Here is a 20905-nt window from a genome sequence, read left to right on the forward strand (position 1 = left end):
AAATTTCTTATCTTTTTTGCTCGGTTCATAAAAGAAATTTTTCCTAAAATTAAATTCCACTTAAGGCCTCAACAGAGTCATTTTCATCACAAATAATGTATAAAGAATTCGTATTTTTATTAATGTACATGGATACTCCCGGAACAAACATTGTCGCTATAACTCTTTCGCTTTCTCCATCTATAACGCTTATGTCATTGCTTCCATCATTTAAAACATATACGATATTTCTCGATTGATCTATTGCTATTGAACTTGGATTATAACCAACATTTATGGTTTTGACTACCTTATTGTTTGATCCATTTATAACACTTACATCATTCGATCCCATATTTGCCACATAAAACCTGTCTGTCATCGGATCGTATCCTATCGCAAATGGATTCTTACCTACTGGTATTCTGTCAATTAAGTCACCTGTAGAACTATTTAAGACATATACCAAATCGTACTGTATATTCGTTATATAAAGGTTGTCTCCTTTTGCTACAACAATGGCCCAGGATCCTTTATTGAATTGTGGATCTATTTTCATGACTCCTGTGCTGTAATTTGTAATATTCACAGTTTTAACCGTGTTTCCTATGGCCTCTGGTATGTATAATTCGTTTTTATTCATAGCCATAAAAAATGGAAGAAATCCATTAACATCTGAAAGAGACACAGTTGTCACAACAGAATTGTCTTTTCCGTTTATTATACTTACGGAATTGTCTTTATCATTTAAGACGTAGATCATATTTGAATATGAGTCTATAATCAAATAAGTTGGCCTATTTCCAACTTGAATGGTTTTTATAACATCATTTGTTTTATCATCTATAACACTTACGGAATTGCTACCTGCGTTTGTAACGTATATAAGATCTGTTTTTGAGTTTCCGCCTATATCCGAAGGCCCCTTACCTACTGGGATGATTTTTGAGGGAATATAAACAAGTTTCTCGCTTATTGAATTTAGGTATTTGCTTTTGAAGTTGGAAACGTATATCGTCTTCGTCTTATTACAAATAGCGATCGCGAATGGCATTGATCCTGTATTCAAATTCTCGATTATTTTATTTGTATTTATGTCTATTACGCTAACAGTGTCATCAAAATAATTCGCAACGTAAAGAATTCGATTGACCGGATCTAATGCTATTGCACTTGGGTGATTGCCAACCATGATTTTACCTGCAACGAGGTTTGTCTTCGAATCTATTGAAATTATTGAATTGCTAAAAACATCGGCAATGTAGATCATGTTATTGGTCGGATCAAAGCAAATCGCATTTGGCCCGTCTCCAGCATTTATTGTTTTAATCACTTCTAAGGTTCGACCATTTATGATGCTTAAAGTGTCAGATAGACCGTTTGTGACATATATTTCATCATCTTGGGAATTAACAGCAACTCCGTGCGGATTAGTCCCAACAGGTATCGTCGATATCACTTTGTTTGTAAGGCCATCTATTACACTGACATTATTGTCCAATTCGTTAACGACATAAATGGTATTTGTTTTAGAATTCACAGCGATTCCTTCGGGCATATTTCCAACTGGAATGGTTGCGACAATTTCATTGTTTTTACCATTTATTACGCTAACGGTGTTATTCCCTTTATCTGTAACATATACCATGTCTGTTTTATCGTTAATCGCAATTTGGTAAGGAAAAATGCCGGTATCTATCTTTTTTATGATTTGATACGTTTTAAGATCTATAACATCTACGATTGAATAACCACTTTCCGCAACGTATAGCGTATCATTTGATGGATCTACCGCAATGCCATTTTGATAACTTCCAATGTTAATTGTTCTCCATAGGCTATTTCCAAAAACACTTATTAAGCCAGAAAATACGAATAATAAAGACAATCCAAGAATCATTTTCAATCTCATCTGAATATCTCCTTTCTAATTTGGTTTACAGATTTGCCTCTTTCAAATTTTTAGTCTAAGGTGATAGGGAATAAGGTTTTTGAATTAATAGTGAGCATGGAATTTCTCCTTTCTTTTTCTAAGTAAAAGTATAGGATGATTCCATGCTCTTTGTTTACTGTTTTCAAAGATCTTTATTCAATATTCAAGTTCCAAATAAAAGTGCATGATAGTTTAAAATTAATAGTTTCCTTCTGCTTCAGATTGATCTGGAATTAAATTTAAAAAACTAATATCTCCTCCATTTGCATTGTAGTATTGGTCCCATTTATAAGGCTCATCAAGCAAATTTGGTCCATTATTATAATTTGGTTTTGCATTACTTGTTGCCATATTTGTTGTATTAGTAGCATTTGCAGTAGGTGTAGTGAAATTCAAATTCGTATGCTGAGTAATTATATCTCCTCCTCCATTAACTCCTGTAGATAGCACCTCAATCATCTCCTTGATTATAAAATATTTTTAGAAAAATCATATATCCAATCCTTGTACTCGATACCTATTATCACAAGTAATCTACCGTCTAAGACGTATCCAAGCACATATTCGTCACCACCCTTCAGGCAAGATGTGTATTTGGTAAGATAAAATTGATCCACCATCTTGACATTTCCTTTCTAAGGTATTATGATTTAATCAATGTTGGACTCAAAGATATATGAAAAAGAAAATGAACATATGCTCAAAAATGTAAGAATGTGAGGTTTTGTAAGGGTTTTGTAATGTCACAAATGCAGATGGGGCAAGGGTTTCCGCATTTTCTTACATTCTTACACAAAAAACATAGTTTTCTCCAAACAAAATTTAATGATTTAATAGGGTGTCCAATATTTTAGAATCATAGTGTTACAGTCTCCAATTTCCTGTTCTTTGGCAATCCGACCGAAATGTTTGCAAAAGTCACAAGATTATGAGATAGCAATTTTAAACCCTGCTGCTTGTTCATAATGCCTGTGTGGAACGTAGTAGATGTATTCAAATGAAAAGATGAATATCGATTTCATATTCGAATTCACTCTTTCTACCTCCCAACGCTTTTTATAAAGAGACGCATACCTGATACGTAGATTCTTCATTATCCACCGGGTAAGATTATCTTTTTCAACAGGCCCAACGCTTCCTCTTCTTGGATTTATCTCTATAACAGGAATCGCATTTGTCTTTTCGAGGATGGTATTGTAGATATCTTCAGAGTCATAAGCGCTGTCAAGAAGAATGTATTTGCTTTGAGATACAGAATCAATAAGGTCTTTGAAATGCAATAAATCATGCTCCTTTGATACTTCATTGGAAAAGAATAGGAGACACCTTGCTTGTAACATACAAGATGAGAAATCAAGGTTAACATGTTTTTCACTTTTCAATGAACGTCTGAAAATTTCAAATCAAAAATGTTGGACATACTATATTATCTTAATTATGGGAGGAGGAAGTTTCATGATCAACAACGGAGACGTTTCTTTCGTTCTAATCAGTGCTGCTTTAGTCTTCATAATGACGCCAGGTCTTGCCTTTTTCTACGGCGGAATGGTCAGACGCACAAGTGTTTTGACCATCATGCTTCAAAGTTTTGCATCGATGGGAATTGTAACAACGTTATGGTTTCTTTACGGGTTTAGCCTTGCATTCGGAACGGATTTTCATGGTATCATCGGAGGATTCAACTATTTGCTTTTGCAAAATGTCTTCATGGCAGGTCCAAATCCTCACTACGGTGGGACAATACCGCTTTACGCGTATTTTGCTTTTCAAGAAATGTTTGCCGTCATAACGCCTGCACTTATAACAGGTGCATTTGCTGACAGGGTGAGATTCAAGAGTTACATGTTCTTTCTTATTCTATGGAGTTCTTTAGTGTACATTCCGGTAACTCACTGGGTATGGGGCGGCGGATTTTTGCAACAAATTGGATTTGTGGATTTCGCAGGCGGCGCGGTTGTTCATACCACAGCTGGAATGGCAGCCCTTGCATCGATTTTGATGGTTGGAAGCAGAAAATTCAAGATAGATGAACCGCACAACATAACTTATGTTGCCCTTGGGACCGGACTTTTGTGGTTTGGATGGTTTGGATTTAACGCGGGAAGTGCGCTTGCCGCGAACACACTTGCCGCAAATGCCTTTATAAATACAGATATAGCGGCATCCGTCGCACTCGTAACATGGCTTATCTTTTCATGGTCGATAAGAAAGCAGCCGTCGATAATGGGTGCTCTAACGGGATCTGTTGCAGGTCTTGCGGCCGTAACACCTGCTGCCGGATACGTTCATCCGTGGGCTGCGGCTGTCATAGGAATTGGAGCATCTTTGGCGTGTTACGCGGCTGTTGAATTCAGAAAAAAAGTAAAGTGGGACGATGCACTTGATGTGTGGGGAGTCCACGGTGTTGGAGGAATTTTAGGTATCATATTGACCGGAGTATTCGCGGAAAGTGCTGTAAACCACGTGTCAGGACTTATTCAAGGCAATGTTCATCAATTTTTGATAGAACTGCTTGGAATAGGAATAGTCGCAGGTTACAGTTTTGGACTTAGTTATTTGCTTCTGAAATTCGTGAATGTTTTTATGCCAATCCGTGTTCCAGAAAACGAAGAAGAGCAGGGATTAGACGTCGAACTTGGAGAAGAGGCTTACAGATTGTAATGGCTTTGAGTCCTCTTCATGAGGACTCAACTTAATGTGAGCACGAGGGAAGATATGTTATGAGAAGGGAGGAGGCCATGAGTATACCTCGAGTATACCTCCAAAAATTAAGAGTTTATCCGTAAATATACTTAAACAACTTTAAAAGTCGAATGTCCATTTAATTTAAGCAAAGGGCAGGATGCCTCCGAGTCCGGCGCAGCCTACGAAGACCAGACATCGAGTGGGGCACCTGCCGGAGCAAAGTAGCCTATATTGATTCCAAAGATTGGAACATCCCGTATTCCGTAAAGTGAATAGATTCCGTTTAAGAGTATAAACGCCAGCGGCAGATAGACCCCTATGTATAACCCAGATTGGCTTATGTAATCAATTTCGGTATCCAGATATGGTAATACCAAAAGACTGTCCCGAGGTTTATGTACGCATCAAAGATATTAGACTTAATCGGCACAAGGTATTGTTTGAAGTAAAATCCTAACTTTATTGGCCAATTTTGTAAATTCTTTATCTCTTGTTACTAACAAAGTAGGTAGCCTAACAGATATGCCAAGATAAATAGCATCAAAAGGATCCAATCCATACTTTGATTGCAGGTTGAATCCCGTTATCATATCAGTCGCATCTGGAAGTATAATCTCAAAGTTATTTATTTTTTGTAAATCGGTAAGAGTTTTTTCTATTTCCGAGTAATTCCATTTTTTGCGCCTTCTGAGCACAAATCTTATTTCCATAAGATTCACAATCGTTGTATAGAGATTTACTTTGCCTGCTTCAGCTTTCTTGAGTATTTTGTATGGACTTTTCCATAAAACTTCTCCACCGGGTGTAACTTCTTTGCATAACCAGTTGAGCAGTACATCCGTATCTAACAACGCTTCAATATTTGCCATATCCACTTTTCCTTAACTCTTTTAGAACTTGAGTGCTTGTTTTCTCTTCTGTCCATTCGAATTTACCAAGAAGTTTATCCACAATATTTGTCTTTTTGGCCACTTTTGCTTTATACCCAAGATTGTCTATGAAATTAATTAAATCCTTTATTTGCATGTACCTCACCTTTCTTTCTGATCCCAGTAAAACATTATACCAATTTATCCTTACCTATGAATTATGAGAAAAATTTAACTTCAAATGCAACACGTTCAAAGAAATATCTCGCATTTGTCACGACAGACAAGTACATTTTTGTTAATTGCTTCTATGATTATCTTTTCCATATCCGTCTGCTTTGATGCATTAAGTATTTCTATTGCAACCGCTTTTCCATCTTCATCATAATCGATTATGATGTTCTCATTTATTTGATCGGTATCTTCGATTTTTTTTGTCGCTAAATCTGACATATATGGTATCTGCTTCTTTTGATAAATCTTTCAAGGTTTCTAACCACTATTTTATCTGGATTTTTAAGAGTTATCTCTGCCAGATCTTCTCAATTTTCCTCTTTCATTTGTGAAATAACATGATCTGTCCATTTCCAGTCCAAAATTTCGCCTCGTCGTAGGCTTTTATGAACTCAAGTTCTTCGGAATTTTTCAACATTTCCAAACGTAAATGACACTTTGTTTTACCAGATATCACCAGTTCGCCCGGGATAAATCCTTTGCAACCTCTTCGTCTGTCAACTGCAAATATTTCTGTGTCGTCGAAAGGCTCGCATGCCCCAACATCCTCCGGATGCTTGCAATATTCGTCCCGTTCTTCAAATACAAAGTCGCCGCTGTATGCCTTAATGTATGTGGATGTATCGGCTTTCTTATCCCCGCCTTTTTTGCAAGATCCTTTACAAGCAACTCAACACGCCTTCGGGATATATCAAAGATCCTATCCTCGAGCGGGATCCCCCGAATATATCCTTTCAAAAGCCTGACAAGTGACTTATCAACGATTGGAATTCTTCTGTCCCTCTTCCCCTTCGTATGCCTTACAATGATAAACGTTATCCCGTTATCCTCGACTACATCTCCTCCGGTTAATCCCAAAACCTCTCCAAGACGAAGACCTGCCCGTAACATTAATTCAACAAGCAATCTATTGACCCATAGTTGATAGAATTCGGTCGTACTTTTATACCGCCTTTGGCCAAATCACCGGACGAATCCAGCATAAAAGTGCCTGCGGGAACGGATTGTCATTTAAGCACGAGTCTGGCACCTGTTTATCAAAGCCCTCTGAATTCGGGAGGACGTTTTTCCAAGAAAGCTTTTATGCCTTCCTGCCCGTCTTTCGTCGATGCCAAATTCGCAAATAGCTCGCTCATGTAATCTGCCGCATCGTGGTAAGGAATATCCTGCATCTTGTATATCCCCTCTTTCCCGGTTTGAAGCGCAAGAGCACTCTTTGACGCCAGAATGTTCGCAAGTTTGAGCGTTTCCGATTCAAGTTCTTCATCCGGCACAACCTTGTTAACAAGGCCTATTCTATAGGCTTCTCGTGCATCCATAATTTCGCCTGTCAAGACCATTTCCAAAACCTTTTTCCTTCCAACAAGTCTGCTCAGCGGTACGGCTGGTCCCAGACAGATCAATCCGACATTTATCGCCGTCGTTCCAAATTTGGCGCTTTCACCTGCAATAGCCATATCACATGCAAAAACAAGACCGGCTCCGTTTGCCAAAGCATATCCCTGCACCTGAGCGATAACTGGTTTCTTCATACGCGGTATCGTATGATTGTGCTCATCCATTATCTTTATCGTTTTGCGATATTCTTCGTGAGTTTTCCCACCGAATTCTCTCAAATCGATTCCTGCGGAAAAATTCCTGCCGTTCGCTTTAATTATTACGACTCTAATCTTATCATCGGCGTCCATCCGTTTCAGACCATCGTTAAGCTGCTCGGCAAAAGGAAGATTGAAAGTGTTCTGAGCTTCTGGCCTGTTGAGAATGATAAACCCAATCTTTTCTTTTTTCTCGACAATAATTTCTGACATCGTCAAATCCTCCATTGTAGAGTTCTATAGGTTTTTTAATTCTTCATCGGATAATCTTTGTTGTTTGGACATCGTAATTCCATTTTACCACTACCATTCGGATTTCGAACCTGCTTTAGATTATAATAATTTTCAATATTAGATTGTCCAACAATTTTGATCTGAAACTTTCAGACGGTCTTTGAAAAGAACAAAACACGTTAACCTTGATTTCTCATCTTATATGTTACAAACAAGGTACCTCCTATTCTTTTCCAATGAGGTATCATTGGATTAGAGAGCAAGAAAGGAGGTACCTTGCTTATTGCTTATATGCCTGTATGCCCAATCCTCTCCCTCATCCCGTCCATTGAACACGCTCTCACTTCATTCCATCTCTTACCATGCCAAGCGTCCTTACAAGTTTTTCCCTTCCCTTTTCGTCATCGTATGACCAGTATGCCAAAGCGGCTGGCATTCTTTTCAGATGAAACACTTTGACATATTCCTCCATTTTATCCGGAACTTCTATCCTCATTCCCCATTTTATGTCGTATCTGATATAATCTCTGGCAAATCTGTCCATTACACGCCTTTTATCCTCGTCAAGGTTCAGATAGGCTTTTATAAACCTTTTCCTTATGCGTGGAGACATTTTAGCAAGAAATGATCTTGCCAGTGCTTTTCTTCCTTCTATGAATGGATGTGCATCAAAGATGTCAGAGACGAATTTCATCGTTTCGTAGGTTATCGACATGTAGTCCTCGAAAGCCTTTATGTCATTTTTGCACAATCGAGTGGCTTTAGAAAGGACATCTTTTTGACTCAAGGACGGAATTGTCTTTCTTCTTTCAATGTATGACATATAAGTGGATAAAAAGAGGATCAATCTTTCATCTGGAGATATCTTTTCAAATCTGTCCATCAATTTTTTGAACTCATCTTCTATGAACATTTTTGTATTTTCATTTATGATCTCGAAAGGTGTATCGAAATTTACCTTTATATCCAGTCCTTTTATAATTTTCCTTATGGTATTTCCTTTTATCTTTTTTACCTTGCCGTTGAGGATCACCGATATACTCTTTGGGGTTATGCCACTGGCTTTTGCAACATTCGAGATGTTTGGAATGTAGTCTCTGAGATAATTTCTTAAAGGTACAGTATTTTCGTATGTAGATATATCGAAAACAGGTAAAAATTTATTGCTGTCGTCCACACTTTTTTTGTAATGATCTCGGGTTCCGGCTCCTTTCCCGGATAGAAGGTAACCGTACGCAAATGTCATAAAAATGGCGTTGTCGAATAACTTATAATCTTTGCAAATTTTCTGGCATTCAAGCAAAGTGTCAAGGGCAAAAAAGATAGTTCCTATATCCTCTCTGTACCAGCCGGCAAACCATACCGCTTTTTTGGCAACCTTATATGCTATCTTTGCATGAGTTTCTTTCATGTACCATGCCATAGCGTTAAGGCTTTCTATAATGCCTGTTGGATGTGGAATTGTCTGAGCAGTTTTGAATGCTTTCGAAAAATAAGAAATCGATCCGGACAATTTTTGATCTTTTACAAGGTTCCTTGCGACGCCGAGCAATAAAAAAACCTTTGTTGAAGGATTTTCATAATCCTTGCTCCACGCTCTCGGTCTTCTTGAATTGATATTATCCCCTGCAAATGAATAATAGTTTATAAGGGTTGTAGCGGCTATCTGCCTTGGGAGTTTTGACATTTTGGAGTATGAACATTTTATTTGAATATATATACGCTCTGATTCAGGATCTTTTAGCCTGTTTAGGATAGAGAAATATTTTATTAGAAGCAAATAGAAAATAGTTTTTCCTTTTTCGTATTTTGAACAACCAGAATATTCCTTTTTCTTTAGAACTCTTTCCGACAACAAAAGACCTTGTTTTGCTTTTCTGAGTGCCATGACATGATCGTTACACCATTCATACCTTACAGACATGAAATACATATTCCATGGATTACGACGACCGTCCAGAGCCATATTCAAAAACGGTTTTGCGAACGAACCATAAACAAAAACGTTTTTTGCGAAAAATAAAGGCTGCTTCATATCGTTCCCTCTCGTAAAACACTTTTATCCGGTAGTTATTATATCAATTTATACAAACATATAAAAACATACAAAAATGGCATATCTCAAATCCTTTATTCACAGGTACTTGCAAGATCATCTAATTTGACAATCATATAAATACGGATATAATTGTCATGTAATTACGCGAAAGGAGGAAAAATATGAAAAGAATTTTTATATTGTTGATTATATGCCTGCTTTTATTCATGAGTATGCTATCCTTTGCGGATGATAATGGAGGAGGTTCACAAGAAGGTAATCCGAATCCACCTGTTGCTGCTTCTCAAATTCCTTAACTATGCATACTCTGAGAAATTGTAATGTTCCATTAATCTCTTGATTTTTTAGATGATCATTTTCAACTAGAATGTGAATATAGTTGGCAAATTAGTTATATAGAGGGCACCCAATCAATCAAATAGAAAGGAGATTACTAATATGGAAAATGAAAATAGTTTAGACATTGTTGAAATTGATTCAGTTGAATTTGATTCAACATGTATATTTGATATGTGTGCAAATGGTGGTTAAATAATCCCGTCTTTTCTTTAATTTAAAGTTGAAAAAGGGTGCCCTCTGTTTATAGACATAAATTGAAAGCATTGAGTTCCAACTCTTTTTAGTGAGAAATCTTTTGAAAAGAATAGTAAGAAGTTTCAAAATTGAATTGATTCACTATCTATTTTCATGAGGTGATACTATGAAAAATTTAAAAAAATCAAGCAAAGTGTTTATATTCGAGTATGAAAGTGATAAATATATCTTTATTTCAAATATAACAGGCAAAATAATCTTGGGTGATAAAAATTTACTTCGTAAAATTGAAAATCCATCTTGCTTAAATGAAGAAGAAAAAATAACTGACTACTTGATTAAAAATTATTTTGTAGTTGATGATTCTCTCGATGAAAATAAAATTTTAATGGAACATATCAAAAAGGCAAAGGATAATATTCCACTTACTTTTGTTATATACTTAACATATAATTGCAATTTTGCATGCTTTTATTGTTTTCAAGGATCTGGAACAAAGAATAAATCTCTAAGTAAAAATGATTTATCATACATAGTCTCGTTTATCAGCCAAAAAGTTGAAGAATTAAATGATAAAAGATTTACGTTGGTTTTTACAGGTGGTGAACCATTTTTAAGATTTGATTTGATGAAAGAGATAATCTTTGAATTAGAAAATCATGGATACAAAAATAATTTTAGAACCAGAGTAATAACAAACGGCTCGCTTATTAATAAAGAAAATGGTGAGGTGTTGTCGCATTATAATTGGTTTTCAACTCAAATTACTTTGGATGGGACAAGAGAATATCATGGCAAAATGAGACCTTATAAAAATGGTGATAACAGTTTTGATGATGTCATTAATGGAATAAACAATGCTTTAAAATTTTCAAAAGAAGTTGTGCTAAGAATAAACGTTTCTCAAGATAACGAAAATGGTATAAATAGTCTCTTAGGCTATCTAAAAGATAATGGCTACACAAAAGTTAATAATCTCATCTTGGGATTTCACCCTATTTTAAACTACTTTGAGAGTGTAAAAAACAAGTTATGTGACAGAGTTTACTCAGAAATAGTATGGTCTGAAAAAGCATTAAAATTTTATGATCTTGGACATCAATTGGGATTTAAAAATATTGATCTTCCTCTGAGCTTTCCAAGATTAGTGTATTGCGGGGCAACTTCATTCAAGATCTTTCATATACTTCCTGATGGTAAAATAGCTACGTGTTGGGCCGTTGGGGGAGATATGAATGATTTCATAATAGGTTCTATATACAATCAACAGAATATTGAATATGACAAGAATATTCAAAGGCTTAAAAATTATAATCCACTCATACAAGATAAGTGTAAAAACTGTTCTGTATTTTCGTTTTGTGGCGGTGGATGCTTGGCACAAGCAAAATCTTTTAACGGAAGCATAAATAATTCTGTATGTTCATATTTATCATACAATCCAAAAGAGCATGTAACAAGATTTGTAGAACAAAGAATAGCAAATAGTAGATATAATGATATACATTTTTGAATGCAGGTAAAACGATAATGGCGACAAATGTTCACATATTGAAAAACAGGAACTTTCTTTTGCTCTTCTTTGGAAGACTCATATCTACGGCCGGCTCTGCTATTTTTTTCGTAGCAATCGTATGGGCTGCTGCCACAAAGGTGGGTGGTGTGGGACCTGTCAGCCTTGTTTTAATGGCCACGGCAATACCTTCAGCGATATTTTCACCATTTGCTGGGGTGTTAGCAGATCGAAAAAGAAAAAAATGGATAGTCATCTTCACGGATCTGATAAGTGGTATAGTACTCTTTTTAATGCTGATTTTTCTTAACGCCGAGTTTGGGCAATTATGGATACTTTTAGGTGTTGTATTTACCATTCAAATTCTTTCGACATTTTTTAATCCGGCACTTCAGTCACTTGTTCCATTAATAGTGAAAGACGAAGAACTTTCAAATGCAAACGCTCTGCTCTCGATGACCGGAAGCATTTCTCAATTAATCGGGATGGCGATCGGGGGAATACTTATCGCAGTCTTTGGACTGTATGGAGCCATACTTGTCGATGGGGTAAGTTTCATATTTTCCGGTATTTCAGAGATTTTTTTGGAAGTGGATGAAGTCAAAAAAGATAGTAAAAAAGGTTTAGGTTCAATCTTTTCTGAAATAAAAGAAGGCTTTGCAGTTGTTTTTAGGAAAGCCGATCTTGGAGGATTGATCGTAACAGAGTCGATAATAGATTTCTTCGGGACTCCTATTTTTATCTTCTTACCTTTGATAATCACGAGATATATGAATGGCGGTTCTGCTCAATATGGCCTTATGCAGTCCCTTATGGGAGTTGGAACGATTGTAGCCTCCGTTCTACTTTCTTTTATGCCGGAGCCAAAAAGAAAGTTTTTTCTAATGGCAATATCCACATTTATTTTAGGATCATGTATGAGTTTTATCGGGATAAAACAATCTTATTTCGTGCTTGCTCCCGCATTGCTGATCCTTGGATTTTTCTCTGGAATTGCCAATGTGATACAGAATGTGATCCTGCAAAGAAGTTCGCCGAAAGAGGTTCGAGGTCGTGTTTTTTCTTTTAGATCGACTTTGAATTCTGGACTTAGGCCTGTCTCTTACGGATTTGCAGGGCTTATAAGCACATTATTTCCGATAACAACACTTCTTGTATACCTTGGAATTTTATCTGGTCTTTGTGGCTTTGCTTATTTTTTCATAAGTAAGAAAGTAATTAAAGTAGTCTCGAGGTAATAAAATAAGATTGGTATCTAATAATTATGGAGGTTGTAAGATGCTTGATAATGTTGATATGCCCCCAAAGTTGATACAGTCGAAAGTAGAGACTATATGCTTATGAATATATCACGTTTCAGAGGATAGCGGAAAGGAGATATCCTATGTCTAACAAAGAAACTTCTTTCATATTCAAGGCTTTAACGCTCTTTTAAGCAAGAATTCTCCTACTTCTATAAGTGGAAGCACGTCACAAAATGCAGGGTAACCTTGGAGAAATATCTAAAAAACATACTTCAATCTTTGCAATATTTCATGGTATGGCAGTTACACTGCAAAATGTAACTGCCCTAAATCATATCAACCCGCGATAGTCCACAACGGTAACGTTATTGCTTTTTTGATTTATCATGTAAAGTTTTTTCATTTCAGAATTCACGACCAAAGAGTAAGGAGAATATGGATCCGGTATCACGCTTATGATACGATCCGTTGTTCCATCTATTACACTTACCGAATTGCTGTCAGTGTTTGCGACAAAGATAAGATCATCTTTTGGGTCTATTGCAACCGAACTGGGGTGCACTCCTACGGGAATCGTTTTTAACAATTCGTAAGTACTCGCGCTTATGACACTGACGGTGTTATCTCCAGAATTTGCAACGTAGATGTTATCTTTGTCTGCACAAACGCTAAGCGGTGAAAGGCCAACTGGAATTGTCGCAATGACGGCATTTCCATCTATCACGCTAAGCGTGTTATCGTAATTATTCACAACGTAGATCCTGTTTGCATCCTGATCAACGAATATACAGCACGGGTCATTTCCCACATTTATTCTGCCGATAACCGAGTTTATCTTTAGGTTTATAACATCTACATGATTTCCATAATAGGCCGAATTGTAACTTTCGGTCACGTATAAAGTATCCGTCTTTTGATCTATTCCCATTCCACTCGGGGCATAATTCAAAGGAATTGAGCCTTCGAATCTGTTCTCAACAGTGTTGTAAATTCCTATAGAATAAAAGGACGTTACACTCTCATTGGCTATGTACATAAGCCCTGTATCGAGATTTATCACGAGTGCTGAGGGATTTACCCCGACGGGGATATTTTGGAATATGTTCTCGAATGTGTCTTTTTGACCATTTATCATGACAACGCTGTTATCCAGATTGTCCGCAACGTAGATCATCCCGTTTTTGGGATCAAAAACACCGGCGTCTGGAGATGTGCCAACCGTTATTTCTTTCAACTTTGGCCCTGTGAATGAACCGACAAAATCAACGTTGGTTTGGGTCTCTAAAGTTACCTCTTGAGGGTCAAATTTCCACCATTTCAGATATGGCTCTATCTTTACTGTGCCATTTGATTGAATGGTCCATGAGCCGTCCGTGTTCGAGAATGTAAATGGTTGACCGTTTACGAGGATATTCACGCCCGGTACGGCATTTTGATTCGCATCGTCCACGTATCCCGAAATGGTGTAAGAAAAGCCTAAAATTCCAATCAAAAGGGATGAAAAGATCAAAAAGATTTTCCTCATATCGATTATCTCCTTTAGAGTAGGTCCTTTTTATTTGTTCCCTCCTCTTCTTATTTCATGGTGCCGAAACCGCGAATGGCCTTTACCATATTCAGCCCTTCAAGGGCAACATAGACTATATTCTTATTTTGATCCACACATATGCCCCATGGACCTCTTCCAACATATATAGTTTTTAAAATTGAATTGTCCTTTCCATTTATTACGCTGACTGTGTTACTTCCCCAGTTAGAAACATAGATTATATCTGTACGTGTATCGACGGCTATCCCATCCGGATTATTTCCAACGTGCAGGGTTTTAATTACAGAATTATTCGTGCCATTTATTACGCTAATAGTTCCATTCTTCCAGTTAGTGACGTAAATCGTATTTGTGTATGGATTTACAGCAATAGTTCCAGGTTGTTCTCCAACTAATACATTTGATAATATTAATGAATTGGAATATCCTAAAGTCGAAAGTAATATTTTGCCACTTATTACACTGACTATATTTTGATCATGATTGGTAACGTAAATTATATTTGTGATCGGGTTTACCGCAACTCCCCAGGCTCCGCTAAGGCCGCTACTTATCTGTGCAGATGTTATGATGGAATTGTCATTACCGTTTATTACGGTTATCGTATTTCCTACCGAATTAGTTACATATATAATATTCCTACTCGAATCTATGCTAACGCCAGCAGGATAATATTCAGTAATCGACAAAGGTATGGTCGCAATCACATAATTATCTGTACCATCTATTACGCTAATTGTGTTATCGTGAAAATTTACAACATAAACTCTGTTTGTTACAGGATTTACGCCGATAGAAATAGGCGAAGAACCAACAGGTATAACTGCTACTTCACAGTAATTCTTACCGTTTATTACGCTGACAGTATTATTTCCAGAATTAGCCACATAAATCATATCCGTTTTTGGATTTATACCAATGACACTCGGCCATTTGCCTACAGGAATATTCGCTATCGTTGAAGCAATTACAAAATTAGGCAATACAATCGTGATCATAATGATCCAAAATAAATATCTTTTCACGTCATCATCTCCTTTGTACTTTATTTGCACATCCGGCCACTTTCTCAAATGACCGGACAGTTTTGGAAATAAGATTTAATCACCACCTTCTTCTTGGTCTTGATCCGCTCGCAACTCTGCTGGTGTAAGACCTTCAGAATTCATATATTCAGTGTTTTGTTCATATAAATTATGTATCAAATCCCCATGTGCAGCTTCGGATTGAGCTAAATCATTATTATAATGGTAGTAATCCGATGTATTTAGAAATGAACTAGGTCCATCATTAGTGTTAAAATTAGAGCCTCTTATATCATTTGTATTATTTGAAATTGAAATATTTCTTGGTGCAATCGTCGAATCTGAAGACGGCGTGATTCCATAATACTGAGTATTATTATTTCCAATCCCTTTAATTTCATACATTCCAATCATCTCCTTGATTATAAGATATTTTTAGAAAAATCATATATCCAATCCTTGTACTCGATACCTATTATCACAAGTAATCTACCGTCTAAGACGTATCCAAGCACATATTCGTCACCACCCTTCAGGTAAAAAGCCCATGGGACTTTGCCTATAACTTCTATTCCGTGGTTATTTGTGGGATAACATTATTCTCCACTCTGAAGATTTATCCTGTATAGAAACTCATCATGGGGAACAAAGACAGAATTGCCTAATAGTCACTTTGATCGGAAGGTAGAATGCCTTCATCAAATAGTGAAAAGTGGAGAGTAAACAGTAAAGGGTGGGAACTAAACAGTTTTAATATGTGCTATAATCAAATTATGCAAGTGAAAAAGGACGAAAAGCGTTTAAGAATAATAGAGAGTGCCATCTCTCTTTTAAGTGAAAAAAATTTCGAAGAAGTCACAACCGATCTTATAGCCAGTCGGGCAAAGGTTGGTAAGGGAACGCTTTACACTTATTTCAAGAACAAAGACGATCTTCTCGGAGAAACTTTGCTTTACGTACTTTCAGAATTTCTAAATGCCACAGTCAGAACCAAAAAGTGCAAATGCGATCTCGATCGCAAGATAGATATGCTCTTTGATCTTTATCAAGAGATCGCAAAATCACGAGAAAATCTCCTTCCCCTTTTCATGAGGATATACATAGACGAGACCATAAACAAAAAAAGAACGAATATCCAAAAAAGAATGAGGAATCACCTTATAAGTATATTCAAAGATTTTGAATCCCAACTCGCATCTCCCGTTGATGTTACTGTCGATTTTATAATTGTCAACACCATGCCATTTTCGATGAAGAGATTTGCTCAGGATACAAATTACTGGAAAAACGTTGTTGAGATCATCAAAAAGGGTATAAAGAAAGATTAGCCCAAAGGGCTAATCCTTCACTCCAAAAACTTCATTTCTTCTTCTGTCAGTTCTATGTCTCCTGCTTTTGCATTTTCGATGAGATGCTTTTCGTTTATCGCTTTTGGTATAGCAAAAACGCCTTTTTTTACAAGCCATGCAAGGGCGATCTGGGCAGGCGTCGCATTTCTGCCTTTGGCAATCTTTTGAAGTTTTGATGCCGTTATACTTATTCCCATTCTGTTAAGTGGGCTATAGGCAACGATACTTATCCCATTCTTCTGACAAAAATCAAGAAGCCCTTCTCTTTCTATTTCACGATCTTCGATGTTATATCTTACCTGATCGCAAACAATTGGGTTTTTGGACGCGTCTATTGCCTCTTTGAGTTGAGAAATGGAAAAGTTGCTGATTCCTATATATCTTGTGTAACCTCGTTCAAGGACGGTATTGATATTCTTGACGGCTTCTGTTATCGAGATGTCTTCGGGAGGCCAATGTATAAGATAAAGATCGAGATGATCTGTTCCAAGTCTTTTAAGCGATCCTTCGACAGATTTGATCATGTCTTTAATTTTAAGATGATTTGGCCAGACCTTCGATGTCAAAAAGACTTTATCTCTTCCGATCTCCTTTAGAGCCCTTCCAACCAATTCTTCCGTGTGGCCTGATCCGTAATATTCTGCCGTGTCAATATGCGTCATTCCAAGTTCGACGGCCCTCACGATTGCCTTTATTGATTCTTTATCGTTAGATGGATCTGGCGAAATCCCTCCACCCATTTCCCACGTACCAAGGCCTATTGCCGGAAGGAATTCATCCGTCTTCCCGAGCCTCATTTTTTTCATTTTACCACCTGCTTTCTCTCAATTAGAGACATTATAATGATCAAAATGCCTATAAAGAGACTATTTACCATATTGATATCTTTTTGCATAAAAAAAGGCACAAAAGATATAAAAGATATCCATATTCCAGATAGAATTATGATTATGACTGAAAAGTTTGTATCTTTTATCATCAAAAAGCCAAAAAGTATCACAAGTATACCCATGAAAAAGTTATTCCACAAATCAGCGGGCATATTCAAAATGTAAGGGAGAAATGCCGAAATCGCAAACCAAAATCCTAAAATCATTGTTACGATCTTTTGCCATCTCATACCATCATCTCGATGCTTTGTACTGAGGTGATTTGTCAGATATTTCCATCAATTCTATTCTGTTTCCATCCGGATCTTTTATCCAGCATTGCCAGTTGAAATCCTTTCCCTGTTTTGGATCTACGTCTATGATGACATTCTTCTTTTTAAGTTCTTCGGCGACCTTCTGGATATCATCGACTTCAAAGCAAAGGTGTGAAAATCCTGCCTCGTTTTGAGAATGTTCTTTCTTTTTTCCGCCATAGAAAAGTTCTATGAATTGATTTTTGCCCACTTTTATGTAGTTTATCCAGGGCTTCCCTTCGTCATCTCTTATTTCGAATGCCTTTTCAAATCCGAGTTGATCGCAGTAGAAATGAAGAGATTTTTCCATGTCGCTTACGGTATACGCAACATGTGCTATTCCTTTGATCACCTATACCATCTCCTTGTTGGACATATCATTTCAATTATATAATGAATCCGTCGAATAACCATTCACGTGTCGTTTGGATACCTGTGGTATATTTATATGGATCATGTTTGGACCAAATTCGATACGAGGAGGATTTAGAATGGACAGGTATGAGATCTTAAAATCAAGAGCAAAGTTGAGCGGGAAAGGTCTAAAAGTTGAAGATTACGTTATGGGTATAGGGCTGTGCGCTGTACTTTTGAATAACGGAAATGCCGGCGTTTCCTATACAGACAGAAAATCTATACCATGGGGATGTTCTCTCTACGACACGCTTCCAAAAACGGGTATTCCAGTTGAAGAATTCATAGAATTTTTCGATTCTTCAGACGTGCTTCTCAACGCACTCGGAACGGCTGCAATAAATGCCTGTCTTAACACGTCAAAATATGAAGAAGGGGACGTCATGGATGCAGTAAAATTAAGCGCAAGCGATTCAGTTGCCATGATAGGATATTTTGATCCGATGATATCGAATATAAAAAGACAGGTCAAATCTCTTTACATCTTTGAGAGAGAAAGGCAACAAACGACGTGGCCTCAACCTGCTCTCGGCCCCGAAATGATCCCTGATATTCTTCCGAAGAGTGACGTTGTTATTATTTCCGCAACAACCGTGATGAATAAAACCTTCGATGATATCGTAAAATACATCAAAACGCCACGCACAATTCTTCTCGGTCCTTCTGCCCCGATGGTGCCGGATGTATTTCCAGAAATAAAGGTATTTGGCGGAACAATAATAACTCCTCCGGCTTTAAAGGTAATCGCGCACGGAGGAGGAACGAGAAATCTCTACAGGGAAAAGGTTGGAAAGAAAGTGATACTTGTTGTTAACTGAGCATACCTTTTATTATGAATTCAGTCGCTTCTTCTTCGCTCATACCCTTTGCGACGAGGGTGGCAAGTTGTTTTGAATTTATCCTTCCTATAGAAGCCTCATGGGTTAATTCCGATAGATCGTTTGTAACCTTTAAAACGGGTAGAGTCGCAACGTCTACCTGATTTCCTTTTGTCACCTCGGTACATTCTATGTGTCCTTTTGAGTAAGGGGCATTTCCGAAGGCTTCATTTATTATCCTCGCGTGTGTCTGATCCGTTGCCACGATGGTGCTTTTGGCTATTCCGTGGGCATTTTTACCGTTAAGACCAAGACTTTCTTTTATGTTTATTTCATCATTTGCCTTTCCTCTAACTTTACTTTCGAGATTTGCAATGGCACCATCTTTTAGATCGACATCCATTTTGACTACGAGTTTTCCTACCCTTGTCCTTGTCAATTCAAAGGTATTGCTGTATCTTCCATTTTCATCTACAATGGCATGTGTTTCGGAAATGACCGTTACCCCGCCTTCTTCTGAGTGAAAATGAGCATCGGCGTAGGTCATGGTGGCATTTTTACCTATTTTTACTATGGCAGTCATTTTGTGCGTCAATTTAGTTGACCACGGAAAAGAGCAGTGAGAAATGAAATTTACGCTTGCACCATCTTCAATTATGAATTCAAAATTTATCCTTTGTTCTCCCTCTTTTCCAAGGAAACCAGTACAAAGGTGAATAGGCATTGCGATCTTCTTGCCCTTAAGAATCCTTATCTTTGCCCATACTCCCAAATCTTGTTTGCCGGCCTCTATTTCGACGCCTTCCACGTTGTTAAGACCTATCACCTTATCTCCGCTTATTATTATTGAGGCAATACGTTTATCAAGCAGATTGTCTGCCTTTCCACCACTTTTTTCGTAAGCCTCGGCTATTTTTTCGAATTCTTTTGAATAATCCGGCGCTATTCTCATATCATTTCCCTTTCTTTCACAAGATGGATTTCGTTCGGATGATCGCAAGCATCACACATTGACTTGTAATATTTGGATATTTCGACCGGATCGCCCTCTTTTAGAACTATTCCGGCGCACAAAAGGTAAGCATAGTCAGAGTTAATTGCTATTTCTTCTCTGTGTGTTATCGTTATGACCGCAATCTTCCTTTTGATCAGGGCATCTATGAATTTGTTTATCGTCTCTATAGACATCATATCTATTCCGGAATCTGGCTCATCGAGTATCACATACTTTGGATCGAGCATGTATATAGAGGCAAGTTCTATTCTCTTTCTCTCGCCACCACTTAAAGATCCATCAACATATCTTTTTAAATATTCGTCTCCGAGGCCAACGAGTTTAAGCGCATTTTTCATCTCCTCGAGAGACTTTTTTATCTTTCCTCCAAGGGTGAGATATTCGAGAACTCTTATTCCGTCAAACCGGACATTTTCTTGAAAGGCTATGGTAATTCCCATCTGAGCCCTTTTACTCATGTCAAGGTCGGTTATATCGACACCATCGAGATAGATCCTTCCGGATTGAGGCCTGTAATCTTCCATTCCCATTATCATATTCGCAACGGTAGATTTACCAGTGCCGTTATTTCCGAGAACGGTGTATCTTTTACCGATCTCGAATTTCATGTTCAATCTCTTGAGTATGACCTTACCATCTATTTCAAGATGGATATCCCTCAATTCAAGCATTT

The 20905-nt window shown here is 37.3% G+C and carries 24 protein-coding genes; 6 read left to right on the forward strand and 18 right to left on the reverse strand.

From position 1 onward, the window contains the following. Positions 1-49: 49 nt before the first annotated feature. The 4 genes from ATHSA_RS06265 to ATHSA_RS06280 form a co-directional block, all read right to left on the reverse strand. On the reverse strand, positions 50-1891 hold the full coding sequence (locus tag ATHSA_RS06265; RefSeq protein ID WP_161848268.1) for a YncE family protein: 1842 nt from the start codon (positions 1889-1891) through the stop codon (positions 50-52). Positions 1892-2110: 219 nt separating this feature from the next. Next, positions 2111-2362, reverse strand: coding sequence for a hypothetical protein (locus ATHSA_RS06270; RefSeq protein ID WP_161848269.1), 252 nt, complete (start codon positions 2360-2362; stop codon positions 2111-2113). A gap of 17 nt (positions 2363-2379) precedes the next feature. Beyond that, positions 2380-2532 (reverse strand): hypothetical protein, encoded by a 153-nt coding sequence (locus ATHSA_RS06275; protein ID WP_161848270.1) that lies wholly within the window; start codon positions 2530-2532, stop codon positions 2380-2382. A gap of 306 nt (positions 2533-2838) precedes the next feature. Further along, positions 2839-3252: a transposase gene (locus ATHSA_RS06280; RefSeq protein ID WP_269473927.1), complete on the reverse strand. Its 414-nt coding sequence runs from the start codon at positions 3250-3252 to the stop codon at positions 2839-2841. A 115-nt stretch (positions 3253-3367) separates the two neighbouring features. On the opposite strand from ATHSA_RS06280, the gene ATHSA_RS06285 reads away from it, so the two are divergent. Further along, complete coding sequence (locus ATHSA_RS06285; protein ID WP_161848272.1) at positions 3368-4573, forward strand: ammonium transporter; 1206 nt, start codon at positions 3368-3370, stop codon at positions 4571-4573. 443 nt (positions 4574-5016) lie between these two features. Here ATHSA_RS06285 and ATHSA_RS06290 read toward each other — a convergent pair whose 3' ends face one another. The 6 genes from ATHSA_RS06290 to ATHSA_RS06315 all read right to left on the reverse strand — a co-directional run bounded on the left by ATHSA_RS06290 (position 5017) and on the right by ATHSA_RS06315 (position 9216). Beyond that, positions 5017-5466: a type II toxin-antitoxin system VapC family toxin gene (locus ATHSA_RS06290; RefSeq protein WP_161848273.1), complete on the reverse strand. Its 450-nt coding sequence runs from the start codon at positions 5464-5466 to the stop codon at positions 5017-5019. Further along, a complete protein-coding gene (locus ATHSA_RS06295) occupies positions 5453-5623 on the reverse strand; it encodes a hypothetical protein (RefSeq protein ID WP_232060062.1) in 171 nt (56 codons plus the stop codon). Before ATHSA_RS06295 ends, ATHSA_RS06290 begins: the two co-directional genes overlap by 14 nt. A 95-nt stretch (positions 5624-5718) precedes the next feature. Continuing rightward, on the reverse strand, positions 5719-5919 hold the full coding sequence (locus ATHSA_RS06300; protein WP_161848275.1) for a DUF2283 domain-containing protein: 201 nt from the start codon (positions 5917-5919) through the stop codon (positions 5719-5721). Positions 5920-6153: 234 nt separating this feature from the next. Beyond that, a complete protein-coding gene (locus ATHSA_RS06305; protein ID WP_161848276.1) occupies positions 6154-6606 on the reverse strand; it encodes a tyrosine-type recombinase/integrase in 453 nt (150 codons plus the stop codon). 131 nt (positions 6607-6737) lie between these two features. Beyond that, positions 6738-7508, reverse strand: coding sequence for an enoyl-CoA hydratase/isomerase family protein (locus tag ATHSA_RS06310; protein ID WP_161848277.1), 771 nt, complete (start codon positions 7506-7508; stop codon positions 6738-6740). Between the two features lie 361 nt (positions 7509-7869). After that, positions 7870-9216 (reverse strand): helix-turn-helix domain-containing protein, encoded by a 1347-nt coding sequence (locus ATHSA_RS06315; protein ID WP_232060063.1) that lies wholly within the window; start codon positions 9214-9216, stop codon positions 7870-7872. A gap of 533 nt (positions 9217-9749) precedes the next feature. Here ATHSA_RS06315 and ATHSA_RS10245 point away from each other — a divergent pair. The 3 genes from ATHSA_RS10245 to ATHSA_RS06325 all read left to right on the forward strand — a co-directional run bounded on the left by ATHSA_RS10245 (position 9750) and on the right by ATHSA_RS06325 (position 12873). Further along, positions 9750-9884: a hypothetical protein gene (locus ATHSA_RS10245; protein WP_269473928.1), complete on the forward strand. Its 135-nt coding sequence runs from the start codon at positions 9750-9752 to the stop codon at positions 9882-9884. 404 nt (positions 9885-10288) lie between these two features. Beyond that, positions 10289-11635, forward strand: a complete 1347-nt coding sequence (locus tag ATHSA_RS06320) for a radical SAM/SPASM domain-containing protein (RefSeq protein ID WP_161848279.1) — start codon at positions 10289-10291, stop codon at positions 11633-11635. Next, positions 11632-12873 (forward strand): MFS transporter, encoded by a 1242-nt coding sequence (locus ATHSA_RS06325; protein ID WP_161848280.1) that lies wholly within the window; start codon positions 11632-11634, stop codon positions 12871-12873. The genes ATHSA_RS06320 and ATHSA_RS06325 overlap by 4 nt, the downstream gene beginning before the upstream one ends. 337 nt (positions 12874-13210) lie before the next feature. On the opposite strand, the gene ATHSA_RS06330 is transcribed toward ATHSA_RS06325, so the two are convergent. The 3 genes from ATHSA_RS06330 to ATHSA_RS06340 are packed head-to-tail and all read right to left on the reverse strand — an operon-like array spanning position 13211 to position 15858. Then, the gene (locus tag ATHSA_RS06330; RefSeq protein WP_161848281.1) at positions 13211-14404 is read right to left on the reverse strand and encodes a YncE family protein; all 1194 of its coding nucleotides are present in this window, start codon (positions 14402-14404) and stop codon (positions 13211-13213) included. A gap of 50 nt (positions 14405-14454) precedes the next feature. Then, the gene (locus tag ATHSA_RS06335) at positions 14455-15501 is read right to left on the reverse strand and encodes a YncE family protein (protein WP_161848282.1); all 1047 of its coding nucleotides are present in this window, start codon (positions 15499-15501) and stop codon (positions 14455-14457) included. A 27-nt stretch (positions 15502-15528) separates the two neighbouring features. Continuing rightward, the gene (locus ATHSA_RS06340) at positions 15529-15858 is read right to left on the reverse strand and encodes a hypothetical protein (RefSeq protein ID WP_161848283.1); all 330 of its coding nucleotides are present in this window, start codon (positions 15856-15858) and stop codon (positions 15529-15531) included. Positions 15859-16232: 374 nt separating this feature from the next. On the opposite strand from ATHSA_RS06340, the gene ATHSA_RS06345 reads away from it, so the two are divergent. Further along, positions 16233-16781, forward strand: coding sequence for a TetR/AcrR family transcriptional regulator (locus ATHSA_RS06345; protein WP_232060064.1), 549 nt, complete (start codon positions 16233-16235; stop codon positions 16779-16781). Positions 16782-16798: 17 nt separating this feature from the next. Here the strand turns inward: ATHSA_RS06345 and ATHSA_RS06350 are convergent, their stop codons facing one another. The 3 genes from ATHSA_RS06350 to ATHSA_RS06360 are packed head-to-tail and all read right to left on the reverse strand — an operon-like array spanning position 16799 to position 18337. Then, entirely contained in the window at positions 16799-17608 is an 810-nt protein-coding gene (locus ATHSA_RS06350; RefSeq protein WP_161848285.1) for an aldo/keto reductase, read from the reverse strand. Beyond that, on the reverse strand, positions 17605-17922 hold the full coding sequence (locus ATHSA_RS06355; protein WP_161848286.1) for an SPW repeat domain-containing protein: 318 nt from the start codon (positions 17920-17922) through the stop codon (positions 17605-17607). Before ATHSA_RS06355 ends, ATHSA_RS06350 begins: the two co-directional genes overlap by 4 nt. Positions 17923-17926: 4 nt before the next feature. After that, the gene (locus tag ATHSA_RS06360) at positions 17927-18337 is read right to left on the reverse strand and encodes a VOC family protein (RefSeq protein WP_161848287.1); all 411 of its coding nucleotides are present in this window, start codon (positions 18335-18337) and stop codon (positions 17927-17929) included. 139 nt (positions 18338-18476) lie between these two features. Here ATHSA_RS06360 and ATHSA_RS06365 point away from each other — a divergent pair, with 139 nt between their 5' ends. Beyond that, positions 18477-19217, forward strand: a complete 741-nt coding sequence (locus tag ATHSA_RS06365) for a DUF364 domain-containing protein (protein ID WP_161848288.1) — start codon at positions 18477-18479, stop codon at positions 19215-19217. On the opposite strand, the gene ATHSA_RS06370 is transcribed toward ATHSA_RS06365, so the two are convergent. Both ATHSA_RS06370 and ATHSA_RS06375 read right to left on the reverse strand, forming a co-directional pair. After that, positions 19210-20169 (reverse strand): SufB/SufD family protein, encoded by a 960-nt coding sequence (locus ATHSA_RS06370; RefSeq protein WP_161848289.1) that lies wholly within the window; start codon positions 20167-20169, stop codon positions 19210-19212. The two genes, ATHSA_RS06365 and ATHSA_RS06370, sit on opposite strands and share 8 nt — an antisense overlap. After that, positions 20166-20903 carry an ATP-binding cassette domain-containing protein gene (locus tag ATHSA_RS06375; protein WP_161848290.1) on the reverse strand — a complete coding sequence of 246 codons (738 nt, stop codon included), beginning with the start codon at positions 20901-20903 and terminating at the stop codon, positions 20166-20168. Before ATHSA_RS06375 ends, ATHSA_RS06370 begins: the two co-directional genes overlap by 4 nt. Positions 20904-20905: the final 2 nt, after the last annotated feature.

The sequence above is a fragment of the Athalassotoga saccharophila genome (genome assembly GCF_009936215.1).
Lineage (GTDB): Bacteria > Thermotogota > Thermotogae > Mesoaciditogales > Mesoaciditogaceae > Athalassotoga > Athalassotoga saccharophila.